18 protein-coding genes are annotated in these 13,043 nt (G+C 63.1%); 13 read left to right on the top strand and 5 right to left on the bottom strand.

What is annotated here, in order from left to right:
• Nucleotides 1-4: 4 nt before the first annotated feature.
• From ctaD to ispH, 9 genes are all read left to right on the top strand, one after another.
• Nucleotides 5-1,687: a cytochrome c oxidase subunit I gene (ctaD, locus tag AC07Y0_RS14015; RefSeq protein WP_498678234.1), complete on the top strand. Its 1,683-nt coding sequence runs from the start codon at nt 5-7 to the stop codon at nt 1,685-1,687.
• Nucleotides 1,688-1,775: 88 nt separating this feature from the next.
• Nucleotides 1,776-2,732, top strand: a complete 957-nt coding sequence (locus AC07Y0_RS14010; RefSeq protein ID WP_498678232.1) for a heme o synthase — start codon at nt 1,776-1,778, stop codon at nt 2,730-2,732.
• The gene (locus tag AC07Y0_RS14005) at nt 2,732-2,869 is read left to right on the top strand and encodes a cytochrome c oxidase system small membrane protein (protein WP_498678230.1); all 138 of its coding nucleotides are present in this window, start codon (nt 2,732-2,734) and stop codon (nt 2,867-2,869) included. The genes AC07Y0_RS14010 and AC07Y0_RS14005 overlap by 1 nt, the downstream gene beginning before the upstream one ends.
• A gap of 17 nt (nt 2,870-2,886) precedes the next feature.
• Entirely contained in the window at nt 2,887-3,495 is a 609-nt protein-coding gene (locus tag AC07Y0_RS14000) for a cytochrome c oxidase assembly protein (RefSeq protein WP_498678228.1), read from the top strand.
• A 57-nt stretch (nt 3,496-3,552) separates the two neighbouring features.
• Nucleotides 3,553-4,431, top strand: a complete 879-nt coding sequence (locus tag AC07Y0_RS13995) for a cytochrome c oxidase subunit 3 (RefSeq protein WP_498678225.1) — start codon at nt 3,553-3,555, stop codon at nt 4,429-4,431.
• 193 nt (nt 4,432-4,624) lie between these two features.
• Complete coding sequence (locus AC07Y0_RS13990) at nt 4,625-5,008, top strand: DUF983 domain-containing protein (RefSeq protein ID WP_498678221.1); 384 nt, start codon at nt 4,625-4,627, stop codon at nt 5,006-5,008.
• A complete protein-coding gene (locus AC07Y0_RS13985) occupies nt 5,001-5,735 on the top strand; it encodes an SURF1 family protein (protein WP_498678219.1) in 735 nt (244 codons plus the stop codon). Before AC07Y0_RS13990 ends, AC07Y0_RS13985 begins: the two co-directional genes overlap by 8 nt.
• Before the next feature lie 82 nt (nt 5,736-5,817).
• The gene (locus AC07Y0_RS13980; protein WP_498678216.1) at nt 5,818-6,183 is read left to right on the top strand and encodes a DUF1304 domain-containing protein; all 366 of its coding nucleotides are present in this window, start codon (nt 5,818-5,820) and stop codon (nt 6,181-6,183) included.
• Between the two features lie 2 nt (nt 6,184-6,185).
• Complete coding sequence (ispH, locus tag AC07Y0_RS13975; protein WP_498680239.1) at nt 6,186-7,190, top strand: 4-hydroxy-3-methylbut-2-enyl diphosphate reductase; 1,005 nt, start codon at nt 6,186-6,188, stop codon at nt 7,188-7,190.
• Between the two features lie 204 nt (nt 7,191-7,394).
• Here the strand turns inward: ispH and AC07Y0_RS13970 are convergent, their stop codons facing one another.
• A complete protein-coding gene (locus AC07Y0_RS13970) occupies nt 7,395-7,628 on the bottom strand; it encodes a type II toxin-antitoxin system RelE/ParE family toxin (protein ID WP_498678214.1) in 234 nt (77 codons plus the stop codon).
• A 55-nt stretch (nt 7,629-7,683) separates the two neighbouring features.
• Nucleotides 7,684-7,929, bottom strand: coding sequence for a type II toxin-antitoxin system ParD family antitoxin (locus tag AC07Y0_RS13965; protein WP_498678213.1), 246 nt, complete (start codon nt 7,927-7,929; stop codon nt 7,684-7,686).
• A 188-nt stretch (nt 7,930-8,117) separates the two neighbouring features.
• Here AC07Y0_RS13965 and AC07Y0_RS13960 point away from each other — a divergent pair, with 188 nt between their 5' ends.
• The 3 genes from AC07Y0_RS13960 to AC07Y0_RS13950 all read left to right on the top strand — a co-directional run bounded on the left by AC07Y0_RS13960 (nt 8,118) and on the right by AC07Y0_RS13950 (nt 10,010).
• Nucleotides 8,118-9,083, top strand: coding sequence for a homoserine kinase (locus AC07Y0_RS13960; protein WP_498678211.1), 966 nt, complete (start codon nt 8,118-8,120; stop codon nt 9,081-9,083).
• Nucleotides 9,080-9,550 (top strand): ribonuclease HI, encoded by a 471-nt coding sequence (rnhA, locus tag AC07Y0_RS13955; protein ID WP_498678210.1) that lies wholly within the window; start codon nt 9,080-9,082, stop codon nt 9,548-9,550. The genes AC07Y0_RS13960 and rnhA overlap by 4 nt, the downstream gene beginning before the upstream one ends.
• A 151-nt stretch (nt 9,551-9,701) precedes the next feature.
• A complete protein-coding gene (locus tag AC07Y0_RS13950) occupies nt 9,702-10,010 on the top strand; it encodes a Dabb family protein (protein ID WP_498678208.1) in 309 nt (102 codons plus the stop codon).
• On the opposite strand, the gene AC07Y0_RS13945 is transcribed toward AC07Y0_RS13950, so the two are convergent.
• Entirely contained in the window at nt 10,007-10,636 is a 630-nt protein-coding gene (locus AC07Y0_RS13945) for a TetR/AcrR family transcriptional regulator (protein WP_498678207.1), read from the bottom strand. The genes AC07Y0_RS13950 and AC07Y0_RS13945 overlap by 4 nt on opposite strands.
• Before the next feature lie 177 nt (nt 10,637-10,813).
• Between AC07Y0_RS13945 and AC07Y0_RS13940 the strand changes: the two genes are divergently transcribed.
• Complete coding sequence (locus tag AC07Y0_RS13940; RefSeq protein WP_498678206.1) at nt 10,814-11,419, top strand: hypothetical protein; 606 nt, start codon at nt 10,814-10,816, stop codon at nt 11,417-11,419.
• Nucleotides 11,420-11,460: 41 nt separating this feature from the next.
• Here the strand turns inward: AC07Y0_RS13940 and AC07Y0_RS13935 are convergent, their stop codons facing one another.
• Nucleotides 11,461-11,952: a peroxiredoxin gene (locus tag AC07Y0_RS13935; protein WP_498678203.1), complete on the bottom strand. Its 492-nt coding sequence runs from the start codon at nt 11,950-11,952 to the stop codon at nt 11,461-11,463.
• A 69-nt stretch (nt 11,953-12,021) separates the two neighbouring features.
• A complete protein-coding gene (locus AC07Y0_RS13930) occupies nt 12,022-12,852 on the bottom strand; it encodes a protein-disulfide reductase DsbD domain-containing protein (protein ID WP_498678201.1) in 831 nt (276 codons plus the stop codon).
• Nucleotides 12,853-13,043 lie beyond the last annotated feature (191 nt).

Below are 13,043 nucleotides of genomic sequence, written 5' to 3'. Positions count from 1 at the left end.
GACAATGGCTGGACCTGTTGCCCACGAAGATCACGCCCACGGTTACGGCGCGCATCACGACAATCATGACCATAAGCCCGGTTTCTTCACCCGTTGGTTCTTTTCGACCAACCATAAGGACATCGGCACCCTCTACCTGATCTTCGCGATCTTCGCCGGCCTCGTCGGCGGTGCGCTCTCCGTCGCCATGCGCATGGAGCTGCAGGAGCCCGGCATCCAGATCTTCCATGGTCTGGCCTCGATCGTTTACGGCTTCGAGGGCGACGCTGCCATCGACGGTGGCAAGCACATGTTCAACGTGTTCACCACCGCCCACGCGCTGATCATGATCTTCTTCATGGTCATGCCGGCCCTCATCGGCGGTTTTGCCAACTGGATGATCCCGATCATGATCGGCGCTCCGGACATGGCCTTCCCGCGCCTCAACAACATTTCCTTCTGGCTGGTCATTCCCGCCTTCCTGCTGCTGGTGCTGTCGATGTTCGTCGAAGGCCCGGCTGGCGCCTACGGCGTCGGCGGCGGCTGGACGCTCTACCCGCCGCTTGCGACCTCCGGCCAGCCCGGACCGGCCGTCGACCTGGCGATCTTCGCGATCCACATCTCGGGTGCCTCGTCCATCCTCGGCGCGATCAACTTCATCACCACCATCCTCAACATGCGCGCCCCGGGCATGACGCTGCACAAGATGCCGCTGTTCGCCTGGTCGGTGCTCGTCACCGCGTTCCTGCTGCTGCTCTCGCTGCCGGTTCTGGCAGGCGGCATCACCATGCTTCTGACCGACCGCAACTTCGGCACGACCTTCTTCGCGCCGGAAGGCGGCGGTGACCCGATCCTGTTCCAGCACCTGTTCTGGTTCTTCGGTCACCCGGAAGTCTACATCCTGATCCTGCCCGGCTTCGGCATCATCAGCCACATCGTCTCGACCTTCTCGAAGAAGCCGGTCTTCGGTTACCTCGGCATGGCCTACGCCATGGTCGCGATCGGTGCCGTCGGCTTCATCGTTTGGGCCCACCACATGTACACGGTCGGCCTGTCGCTTGCCGCGCAGCGCTACTTCCTGTTCGCCACCATGGTCATCGCAGTGCCGACCGGCATCAAGATCTTCTCGTGGATTGCGACGATGTGGGGCGGTTCGCTGTCCTTCCGCACGCCCATGGTCTGGGCGATCGGCTTCATCTTCCTGTTCACCGTCGGTGGCGTCACCGGCGTACAGCTGGCCAATGCCGGTCTCGACCGTTCGCTGCACGACACCTACTACGTGGTCGCCCACTTCCACTACGTTCTGTCGCTCGGCGCCGTGTTCGCCATCTTCGCCGCCTGGTACTACTGGTTCCCGAAGATGACCGGCTACATGTACTCGGAATTCCTCGGCAAGCTGCACTTCTGGGTGATGTTCATCGGCGTCAACATGGTGTTCTTCCCGCAGCACTTCCTCGGCCTCGCCGGCATGCCGCGCCGCTACATCGACTATCCGGACGCATTCGCCGGCTGGAACTATGTCTCGTCGATCGGCTCCTACATCTCGGCCTTCGCTGTGCTGATCTTCCTGGTCTGCGTCTTCGAAGCTTTCGCCAAGAAGCGCATCGCCGGCAACAACCCGTGGGGCGAGGGTGCGACCACGCTCGAATGGCAGCTGTCTTCGCCGCCGCCGTTCCACCAGTGGGAGCAGCTGCCGCGCATCAAGTAAGCGCAGGCCTGGCCTCAAAGCATAGCGGGTGCCGCGCCCTTCGGTGGCGCGGCACCCGACAAGAACAGACAAGCATGGGACGGAGACAATGACGGTTATTGATAGTCGCGACCTCGCGGGGCTCGAAGGCGACGTCCGCCTTTCGGAAGCCACTGCGCGCGATTTCTTCGCGCTTCTGAAGCCGCGCGTCATGTCGCTCGTCGTATTCACCGCCTTTGCCGGCCTGGTGCTGGCGCCGGGCGACATCAATCCCTTTCTGGGCTTCATCGCCATCCTGTGCATCGCGGTCGGCGCCGGCGCATCCGGTGCGCTCAACATGTGGTACGATGCCGACATCGACGCCGTCATGACGCGGACCGCATCGCGTCCGATTCCGGCCGGTCGCATCGCGCCCACCGAAGCGCTCGCCTTCGGCCTGATCCTGTCGGTATTCTCGGTCTCGATCCTCGGCATCATCGTCAACTGGTTTTCGGCCGGCCTGCTTGCCTTCACCATCTTCTTCTATGCCGTCGTCTATACGATGTGGCTCAAGCGCTCGACGCCGCAGAACATCGTCATCGGCGGTGCTGCCGGCGCCTTCCCGCCCATGGTCGGCTGGGCCTGCGTGACCGGCGGCGTGTCGCTCGACAGCATCGTGCTGTTCATGATCATCTTCCTCTGGACGCCGGCCCATTTCTGGGCGCTGGCGCTGTTCAAGATGCGCGACTACGGCTCCGTCGGCGTGCCGATGCTGCCGAACGTATCGGGCGAGCGCGTCACCAAGCACCAGATCGCCCTTTACGCGGTGCTGACCGCGGTGACGGCCGTGATCCCGACCTTCACCGGCCTCGCATCGTTCTACTACGGCCTGTTTGCCGGGGCCCTCGGCCTCTATCTCGTCATCTGTTCCATCGCCGTCTGGCGCATGCCGGACGGCGACGAGAAGATGGTCCCGGCCAAGAAGCTGTTCGCCTATTCGATCGTCTATCTGTTCGCAGTCTTCTCGGCCCTATTGGTCGATCATTACGTCGCGACCCTCGCGACGCTTTTCGGAGGTGCCGCCTGATGGAAACCATCAAGCTGAATGATGCGCAGAAGAAGTCGCGCCGCGGACGCAATATCGCGCTCGGCGTCGTGCTCGCCGCGCTTGTCGCCATTTTCTACGTCGTGACGCTGATCAAGTTCGGCGCAGTCGGCAGTTGAGAGCAGGGGAGGTCCGCGTGGCGATGACAGGCAACGATACGACGGCGACACCGCGCGGCAATGCGCGGATCCTGCTCGCCTGCGTCGTTTTCGTCGGCTGCATGCTCGGCGTTTCCTTCGCATCGGTTCCGCTCTATCGGCTGTTCTGCCAGGTGACCGGCTACAACGGCACGACGCAGCGCGTCGAGCAGGTCTCCGACGTGGTGCTCGACAAGAGCATCAAGGTCACCTTCGACGCCAACGTGTCCTCGGGCCTCAACTGGGAATTCAAGCCGGTCGATCGTTCGATCACGCCGAAGATCGGCGAGACGGTGCAGATCAACTATACCGCGACCAACCGTTCGCCGGTGGCGACCACGGGCCAGGCGATCTTCAACGTGACGCCGATGGAAGCGGCGGCCTATTTCAACAAGGTCGAATGCTTCTGCTTCACCGAAACCGAGCTGAAGCCCGGCGAAAGCCTGGAAATGCCGGTGGTCTTCTTCATCGATCCGGCCATCGTCGAGGCCGCCGAGACGAAGGACATCGGAACGATTACGCTGTCCTACACCTTCTATCCGCATGAGGGGGAGAAGCCCGTGGCATTGCTGCCGCAGCAGGGTGACAAGGGACAGCCGAAACTGTGAGAGGAGGGGTCCGGTCCGCCGGGCTCTAAGGAAATTTGACATTCGGGGATTGCTGACATGGCCGAAGCGCATCAGAAGAATCACGACTACCACATCATCGATCCGAGCCCCTGGCCGGTCTTGGCCGCGATCGGGGCCTTCATCATCACCTTCGGTGGCGTGTCCTACATGCGCTATCTGTCGGGCGGATCGTTCAAGATGTTCGGTCTCGAACTGGCCAATCCGTGGCTGTTCTACATCGGCCTCGCCATCATCCTCTACACGATGATCGGCTGGTGGTCGGACACCATCAAGGAAGCCCACGAAGGCGCCCATACCCGCGTCGTGTCGCTGCACCTGCGCTATGGCATGATCATGTTCATCGCTTCCGAAGTGATGTTCTTCGTCGCTTGGTTCTGGGCCTTCTTCGATGCCAGCCTGTTCGCCAACGAAGCGATTCAGGCGAGCCGCGTCGAGTTCACCGGTGGCCAGTGGCCGCCGCAGGGCATCGAGGTTCTCGATCCCTGGCACCTGCCGCTCTACAACACCATCATCCTGCTGCTGTCGGGCACGACCCTCACCTGGGGCCATCACGCCATGCTGCACAACGACCGCAAGGGTCTGGTCAGCGGCCTCGTGCTGACGGTTGCGCTCGGCGTCCTGTTCTCCGCCGTTCAGGCCTACGAATATGCCCACGCCCCGTTCGGCTTCAAGGAAAGCATCTATGGTGCGACCTTCTTCATGGCGACCGGCTTCCACGGTTTCCACGTGCTCGTCGGCACGATCTTCCTGACCGTCTGCCTGCTGCGCGCGATGAAGGGCGATTTCACTCCGAAGCAGCATTTCGGCCTGGAAGCTGCCGCCTGGTACTGGCACTTCGTCGACGTGGTCTGGCTCTTCCTGTTCTTCACCATCTATGTCTGGGGTGGCTGGGGCGCGCCGCTCGCCCACGGTTGATCCGGGCGAGACGGCTAGGAACACGGGCGGCACCTGCGGGTGCCGCTTTTTTTTGTCGGCGGCTGCAGCCTCCGTCCAGATTGACCGAATGGCTGTGCGCATTTGCGGTTTGTGGATCGCGGCGTATAAGCCAAGGTATGAATAGCCGGGGCGGTGGCGGCTGGCCGGCCAATGCGCAGCTGAAAGGAAGATCATGAGCGAGGACAATGCCCATTTTGCACCCGTCGATCCGGTCAAGGCCGGACTGACCGCCTCGTGCCCGCGCTGCGGCCAGGGTCGCCTCTTCGACGGCTACTCCAAGGTCAAGCCGCGCTGCAGCAATTGCGGTCTCGACTATTCCTTCGCCGATTCCGGCGACGGCCCGGCGATCTTCGTCATCCTGCTGGCCGATTTCCTCGTGGTCGGTCTCGCGGTCTGGACCGAGCTGACCTACCAGCCGCCCGTCTGGCTGCATTTCGTCCTGTTCGGACCGCTGGCGATCATCGTCTCGCTCTGGCTGCTGCGCACCATCAAGGCGGTGCTGATCGCCCTGCAATACCGCAACAAGGCGTCCCAGGGGACGATCGATCGTGGCTGACGTGCCGCGCCGCGGCCCTTTCCGGCTCGTCTTCACCATCGCAGCGGTCGCCGTCGCGATGGCGATCCTGCTGTCGCTCGGCACCTGGCAGGTGAAGCGGCTCCACTGGAAGGAGGCGCTGATCGCCGACATCGAGGCACGCCGCAACGCAGCCCCCCTCGACCTGGCCGGCATCGAGGCGATCCTGGCGAAGGGCGGCGACGTGGACTACCGGGCCGCCGCTGCCGAGGGGACCTACCTCAACGACAAGGAGCGGCATTTCCTCGCCACCTTCCGCGGCCGCGCCGGTTTCTACGTCTACACGCCGCTCCAGCTCGCCGATGGCCGTTACCTGTTCGTCAACCGCGGCTTCGTGCCCTATGAACTGAAGGAGCCGGCAAAGCGTCCGGAAGGACTGCTGGTCGGTCCGCAATCCGTCGAGGGGCTGGCCCGCGCCCGACTGGGCGAAAAGCCGTCCTCGCTGGTGCCGGACAATGACGAGGGCAAGAACGTCTTCTACTGGAAGGACCTCGACCGCATGGCCGCAAGCACCGGCCTGCCGGCCGACAAGGTGCTGCCCTTCTTCCTCGATGCCGACGCAACTCCGGTGCCGGGCGGCATGCCGGAAGGCGGGGTGACCGAGATCGACCTGCCCAACAGCCACCTGCAATATGCGATCACCTGGTACGGACTGGCGCTGGCGCTTGCCGGTGTCGTCCTCTACGCGGTCTTTTGCCGCAAAACCTGAACCCGCAGGCGGGGCGGGGCACACAATGCCTCGCCGGCCTGTTCCGAAGTGCAACGCGCCCGGTGCGCCCAAGGAGAGACTGATGAAACTCGTTGCCGATCTGCTGGTCGCCCTGGTGGCGCTGGAACATGTCTATATCCTGGTGCTGGAAATGTTCCTGTGGACCAAGCCCGCCGGCCTGAAAGCCTTTGCCATGAAGCCTCAGCAGGCCGAGGCGACCAAGGTGCTCGCGGCCAATCAGGGCCTCTACAACGGCTTCCTGGCGCTCGGCATGTTCTGGGCAATTGCCCAGCCGAACCCCGATTTCGCCTTCCAGCTGAAGCTGTTTTTCCTTGGCTGCGTCTTCGTCGCCGGCCTATATGGAAGCGTGACGGCGTCGCGGAATATCCTTTACATCCAGGCGCTTCCCGCCGTGCTCACGCTGATCCTTGTCCTGCTGGCTGCTTGATGATGAATGAGACCGTGTCCCGACCGCCCCTGACGATCCGCCTGTGCGGCCCGCGCGGCTTCTGTGCTGGTGTCGACCGCGCGATCCAGATTGTGGTGCTCGCGCTGAAGGGCTATGGCGCACCGGTCTACGTACGCCACGAGATCGTCCACAACCGCTATGTGGTCGAGGGGCTGGAGGCCAAGGGCGCGGTCTTCGTCGAGGAACTGGACGAGATCCCTGCCGAGCACCGCGAGAAGCCGGTCGTCTTCTCCGCCCATGGCGTGCCTAAATCCGTGCCGGCGGATGCCCAGGCCCGCAATCTCTTCTATCTCGACGCGACCTGCCCGCTGGTCTCCAAGGTCCACAAGCAGGCCATGCGCCACCAGCGCCTCGGCCGCCATGTCGTGCTGATCGGCCATGCGGGCCATCCTGAGGTGATCGGCACCATGGGGCAATTGCCGGACGGCTCGGTGTCGCTGATCGAGACGATCGAGGACGCCGACCGCTACGAGCCGGTCGATGCCGACAATCTCGGCTACGTCACCCAGACGACGCTCTCGGTCGACGACACCGCCGGCGTCATCAAGCGGCTGCAGGAGCGCTTCCCCAACCTGACGGCACCTTCCGCCGACAGCATCTGCTACGCCACCACCAACCGCCAGGAAGCGGTCAAGCAGGCGGCGCCCGGCTGCGACCTGTTCATCATCGTCGGCGCCCCCAATTCGTCCAACTCCAAGCGTCTCGTCGAAGTGGCGCTGAAGGCGGGCGCCAAACGCTCGCTGCTGGTGCAGCGCGCCGCCGAGATCGACTGGGACGACATCGGCCCGATCGGCACGCTCGGCCTGTCTGCCGGCGCGTCCGCCCCGGAAGTGATCGTCAACGAGATCATCGAGGCCTTCAAGGCCCGCTACGCCGCGACGATCGAGCTTGCCGAATTCTCGATCGAAAACGAACACTTCCTCGTTAACCGCGAACTGCGCGACATCGAACTCACCCACGACGACATGGCCTGGGTGAATGGGTGAGACGCGGCCGAGCGCGCCAAGCGCGCTCGGAGAAACGATCCGGCGAATCGTTTCTAGCGTCGAACGCCCGGAGCCTAAAGCGAAGGGCCGGGATACGTTTCTGCATGTTCCCATTCGGCAAAGCCCGGGCAATCGATCCGGTCAATCGTTTTTGGCAACGAACGTGCTGAGCCTTAGCGATGCGCCGGCAGAATGGTCGGGCGTCTACAAATGCTTCTCGGACAACATTCGTTCGTGAAGAAGCCGGACGACGAATATGTCGATGTCGCGCTTGCGATAGTAGATAACGTGACTTCCATGGCGGTATCGACGGTAGATCCGTCCCGATCGTTCGTGAGCAAACTGCGCACCCATGTCGGGATGCGCGGCAAGCAGATTGAGGGCTTCCTCGATCCCCGCCATATAGGCGGTCGTCTGCGCATCGCCGAACTGGGCCATGCTGTGCCTTACGATTGAGACGATGTCTTTCTCCGCCGACCGTGAGAAGACAAAGCTACCCGCCATGCCGGGATGCTTTCGCTTTCGCGACAATGTCACTGAGCGAATGGGGGCTTTCCCCGCTTTCCTCTCCTTCGTCCAGAGCGTCCAGAAGGGCCTCGTGCTTCGCTTCTTCCTGTTCCAGGAGTCGAAGCCCGGCCTGCACCGCTTCACTCGTCGAACCGTATCGGCCGCTCGCGGTCAGCTTCGATAGGAAAGCGGTAAAATGCTCGCCAAGCTTGAGGCTCGTCGTATTGCTCATCGGCCACACGTCTCCAACCCTGATACTCAATATTACTGCGTATTGGTGACTACAACAACCGGACTGTGTCCGGCTGGTGGCTCCGGTGTCTCCCGCATTTTCTGTGCCGCATGTCCCCGCAGGGCTGGTGCGCACCGCCTGCCCGTTATATGCCTTGCCGAACATCGAAGCGGCTCGGAACCTCAATCGTGGCAGTCTACACCGACATCAACGAAATCGACCTCAAGGCCTTTCTCCAGCAGTACGACGCCGGTGAGCTCCTGTCCTACAAGGGCATTGCCGAAGGGGTCGAGAACTCCAACTTCCTGCTGCACACGTCGAAGGCGCCGCTGATCCTGACGCTGTACGAGAAGCGCGTCGAGAAGAACGACCTGCCGTTCTTCCTCGGGCTCATGCACCATCTCGCCGATCGCGGCCTGTCCTGCCCGCTGCCGCTGCCGCGCAAGGACGGCGCGCTGCTGGGCGAGCTGTCCGGCCGCCCGGCGGCGCTGATCTCCTTCCTGGAAGGCATGTGGCTGCGCAAGCCCGAGGCGAAGCACTGCCGAGAAGTCGGAAAGGCGCTGGCCGCCATGCATGTGGCCGGCGAGGGTTTTGACCTCAAGCGCCCCAATGCGCTGTCGCTCGAAGGCTGGAAGACGCTTTGGGCGAAGTCGAAGGACCGCGCCGACGAGGTCGAGACCGGGCTCGAGGCCGAGATCGGCGACGAGCTGGCCTTTCTGGCGAGCCATTGGCCGGCGGACCTGCCTGAGGGCGTCATCCATGCCGACCTCTTCCCCGACAATGTCTTCTTCCTCGGCGAAGAACTGTCCGGGCTGATCGATTTCTATTTCGCCTGCAACGACTTCCTGGCCTACGACCTGTCTATCTGCCTCAATGCCTGGTGCTTCGAGAAGGACGGCGCCTACAACATCACCAAAGGCATGGCGATGATCGAGGGCTACCAGTCGGTGCGACCGCTTTCCGCCGCCGAGATCGACGCCCTGCCCATCCTGTCGCGCGGCTCGGCCCTGCGTTTCTTCCTGACCCGGCTCTACGACTGGCTGACCACGCCGGCCGGCGCCCTGGTGGTCAAGAAGGATCCGCTCGAATATCTGAAGAAATTGCGCTTCCACCAGAAGGTGACGACCAGCGCCGAATACGGGCTCAAACCATGAAGCATGTCGATATCTTCACCGATGGCGCCTGTTCGGGAAATCCCGGCCCGGGCGGCTGGGGCGCCGTGCTGCGCTATGGAGAGACGGAAAAGGAACTCTTCGGCGGCGAGGCCGACACGACCAACAACCGCATGGAGCTGATGGCGGCGATCTCCGCGCTTTCCGCCCTCAAGACCCCGTGCGAGATCGACCTCTACACCGACAGCAAATATGTGATGGACGGCATCTCGAAGTGGATCTTCGGCTGGAAGAAGAACGGCTGGAGGACGGCCGACAAGAAGCCCGTCAAGAACGGCGAACTCTGGCAACAGCTCGACGTCGCAAACCAGAGCCATAAGGTCAAATGGCACTGGGTCAAGGGCCATGCCGGCCATCCGGAGAACGAGCGCGCCGACGAACTCGCCCGCAAGGGCATGGAACCCTTCAAGAAACCCAATCTCGGGCGCGCCCTGATGCAGGGCCGGTGAGGGCAGGCGTCGTCGCCTGGTCTTGAGGGACGAGCGGTCTCCTGGATCGGCGTCTGTCCGTCTTCTGACATGGCCTCGCTTTCCCGCCTTGCCATCTCGCCCGTTGGCCCTATCCTGCCTTGGCAAAAGACCACACAGGGAGAGACACACCATGATCCAGCACTGCGTGTTCCTGCGCTTCAAGGCGGCGACGCAAGAGGCAGAGAAGCAGGCGATCTATGAGGGCATTGCGGCGCTGAAAGACGTCGTACCGGGCATGCTGGACGTCAGGTTCGGCCCGAATGTCTCGCCGGAGGGCCTGAACGGCGGCTATCTCGACGGCTTCATCATCACCTTCGAGGACGCTATGGTGCGGGACTATTATCTCAAGCACCCCGACCACGTCGTCGTCGGCGACCGCATCGTCAAGGCGACCGACGGCGGACTGTCCGGCGTTCTGGTCTTCGACATGGAAATCTAGCCGGGATCACCGTCCAAATCGACGCGTGGCCTGGCGTGCCCCGGATCTTTTCGCAGCCTATCCATGAACAGGTCGAGCGAACGCACCATCTGCTCTTCCGGCGGTCGTCGCACCTGCCATTCGGGATAGTGGCCGTCGATCCACAGCCGGGCAAGGCCGTAGGCCAAGCCGCGCAATGTCACCATCAGGTCGTCGGCGTCGATGTCGGCGGAGAGCTCGCCGCAAGCGCGGGCCCGGTCGATCAGGTCGACCATCAGCAGGCGGATGGCCTCGTTTTCGTCGACCAGCCGCGCCGACGACTGAAAGTCGATCAGTGTCCGTGAACTGACGATCTGGAAATGCGTTGGGTTTTCCGTCGCCCAGCGCAGATAGCCGCGCCCGATCGCACGCAATTCTTCCAACGGGGAGCGCTCACCCGCCTCGGCCAAAGCATCCGCTACGGCTGCGGTCAGTCGCGAGATGGCCTGCTCGGCGACGGCCGTCAGGAGCGCGGTCTTGCTGGCAAAATGTCGGAACGGCGCACCGGACGAAACACCAGCCTTTCGGGCCACATCGCGCACGGAGATGTTTTCGACGCCTTTTTCCTCGATCAGCGCAATCGTCGCGGCAATCAGCGCCTCGACCAAATTGCCGTGGTGATAGCGCCCGGATACTCCGGCCTCGCGTGGAGAAGCATTGCGATTCGTCATGAATTCACCCTAGCACGTGATCACGATTTCGTAAGCAGTGCTTACATCCCTTGATGAAGGAGAATTCGCATGTAATCATTGCTTACATTCAATGAGCCAAGGAGCGCGGAAAACATGCCGTATCTGTTCGAAGGAGGGCGTCTGACCCTCACTGTCACCATCATTCTTCTCACCGCGGTGCTGGTGCCGTATCTTCTTCTGGATGACGTAGTGGAGTCCGCGCGCATGATCATCCGTGGAACCGCCCGCACCTCGCTGCTGCTGTTCCTGATGGCATTCGTGGCCTCGTCCATGGCCCGGGTCTTTCCGGGCTGGCTGACCAGCTGGCAAAGGCGAAACCGCCGCTATCTCGGACTGGCTTTTGCCGTGTCGCACGCCCTGCACCTTGTGGCGATCGTCACCTTCGCGCGGCTGGATCCGGTTGCCTTCTGGCAGGTGACGAACACGTCCATGGTGGTGACCGGCGGTCTCGCCTATCTGTTCATCGCCGCCATGGCGGCCACCTCATTCGACCGCGCCTCGGCCTTGATCGGTCCGCGTGCCTGGTCGCTGCTGCATCGAGTGGGCGCATGGTACATCTGGCTTTCCTTTGCCGTCGCCTTCGGCCGGCGGGCGGCAATTGATCCGGCCTATTGGCCGGCCATACTGCTGATCGCGGCTGCCCTTGTCATTCGCATCCTGGCCTGGGTTCGGATGCGGCGGCAGGTTCTCCGGGCGTGACGCCCCGCAGTTGCGGCGGGGCGTTTGCAGCTTCGTCTGCCTCAGCCGTTCAGTTGTTCCAGCATCGCTGCGGCGGCCGAGACGGTCGCCTGGCCGGGAGTTTCCTCGACGTTCAAAGACTTCACCACGCCGTCCTCGACCAGCATGGAATAGCGCTTCGAGCGCACGCCGAGGCCGCCGCCGGACAGGTCGGCATCGAGGCCGAGCGCCTTGGTGAAGGCCGCGTTCCAGTCGGCGAGGAAGTGGATCTTGCCCATGCCGCCGCTCTGCTGCGCCCAGACGCCCATGACGTGCCAGTCGTTGACCGAAATGACCGCGATGTCGTCGACGCCGCGCGCGAGGATCGCGTCGCGGTTTTCCAGGTAGCCCGGAAGGTGGTTGAGCGTGCACGTCGGGGTGAAGGCGCCCGGCACGGCGAACAGCACGACCCGCTTGCCCTTGAACAGATCGTCGGTCGAAAGCTCGACGGCGCCGTCCGCTGTCTTCTCCTTGAAGGTGGCCTGGGGCAGGCGGTCGCCGACTGCGATGGTCATGGAATTCTCCTCGCTGGTTTCGGGCGGGCCGGGTTCGGCACGCCGTTCGCCGCGAAATATAGATTGACGCTAGTCAAAGGCAAGGGTGGTTTCCATGGCCCGCCCGCCGGCCTTGACCAGCAGACCCCAGCGCTTGCCGTGGATGTCGTACTTGCGCGGCAGCCCGCTGATCGGCAGGACGACGGTCAGCGCATTGCCTTCCAGCCGGTGCTCGTCGTTGCCGAAAAAGACATGGCCGCTCGGCCCCGTGACGAAGATCTCGGCCTCATCCGGCGCGGCCCCTTCGGGCACGGTCAGCGTCAGCGACAGCTGTTTGCCGTCGGTCGACAGTGCATGCGACTGGACGGAAAAGTCCGGGGAGGGCGCCTCGGGCAGGGTCTTAAGTGCCGCGGCCACGATCTCCGCCTCCTCGGCCTTTGCCGTTTCGCTGAGCGTCAGCGACAGCTGGAATTCGGCCTGGAAAGGAATGCAGATGTTGCGGCAGATGCCGATGAACACGGAGGCCTTCAGTTCGCCGGAGGACGAACTGCCGGCAGATCCGGAAAGCACCAGCGGCAGGGTCACGGGGCCGTCATAGCCGATGTCGCGCAGGTCGCCGTTGTCGATCCGCTTGGGCACGGGATAGCCGATGTCGCTCAGCGTATAGCCGCTGTCCGGGGCAAGGGTGATGGAGGGCGGTATGCCGGCATCGCCGGGCTCGCGCCAATAGGTGATCCAGCCGGGCGAGGGTTCGATCTGCAGCGCGGCAGCGCGCTTGCCATCCGCATCCGCCGGCAGCACGACGAGGCGCATGCGTCCCCCCTCGTTCAACGCCCAATCGCTGCTCTCCGCCCGGGCGTCGGCAACGAAGCCAAGCATGGCGCCGGTCAGTGCAATCAATGCGAGGAAAGGTCGGCGCATTTTCGCAGGTTCGAGACACATCATGGATCAGCCGTTTAGACCAAGCATTGCCGCTTCACCAGTAACGCTTGCGGTACCGGGATCATTTTTAGTTGATTGATGAGCGATCCTGCCCCATCTTCTCCTAATAGACGGGATCCGCGCTGGACCATCCGGTCTCGAACCAGCGCCCCGGCAGGGGCCAGTGGAGG

This window comes from Allorhizobium sp. GW101-3B10 (genome assembly GCF_059424725.1).
This window is presented reverse-complemented; position numbering and strand designations above follow the sequence as displayed.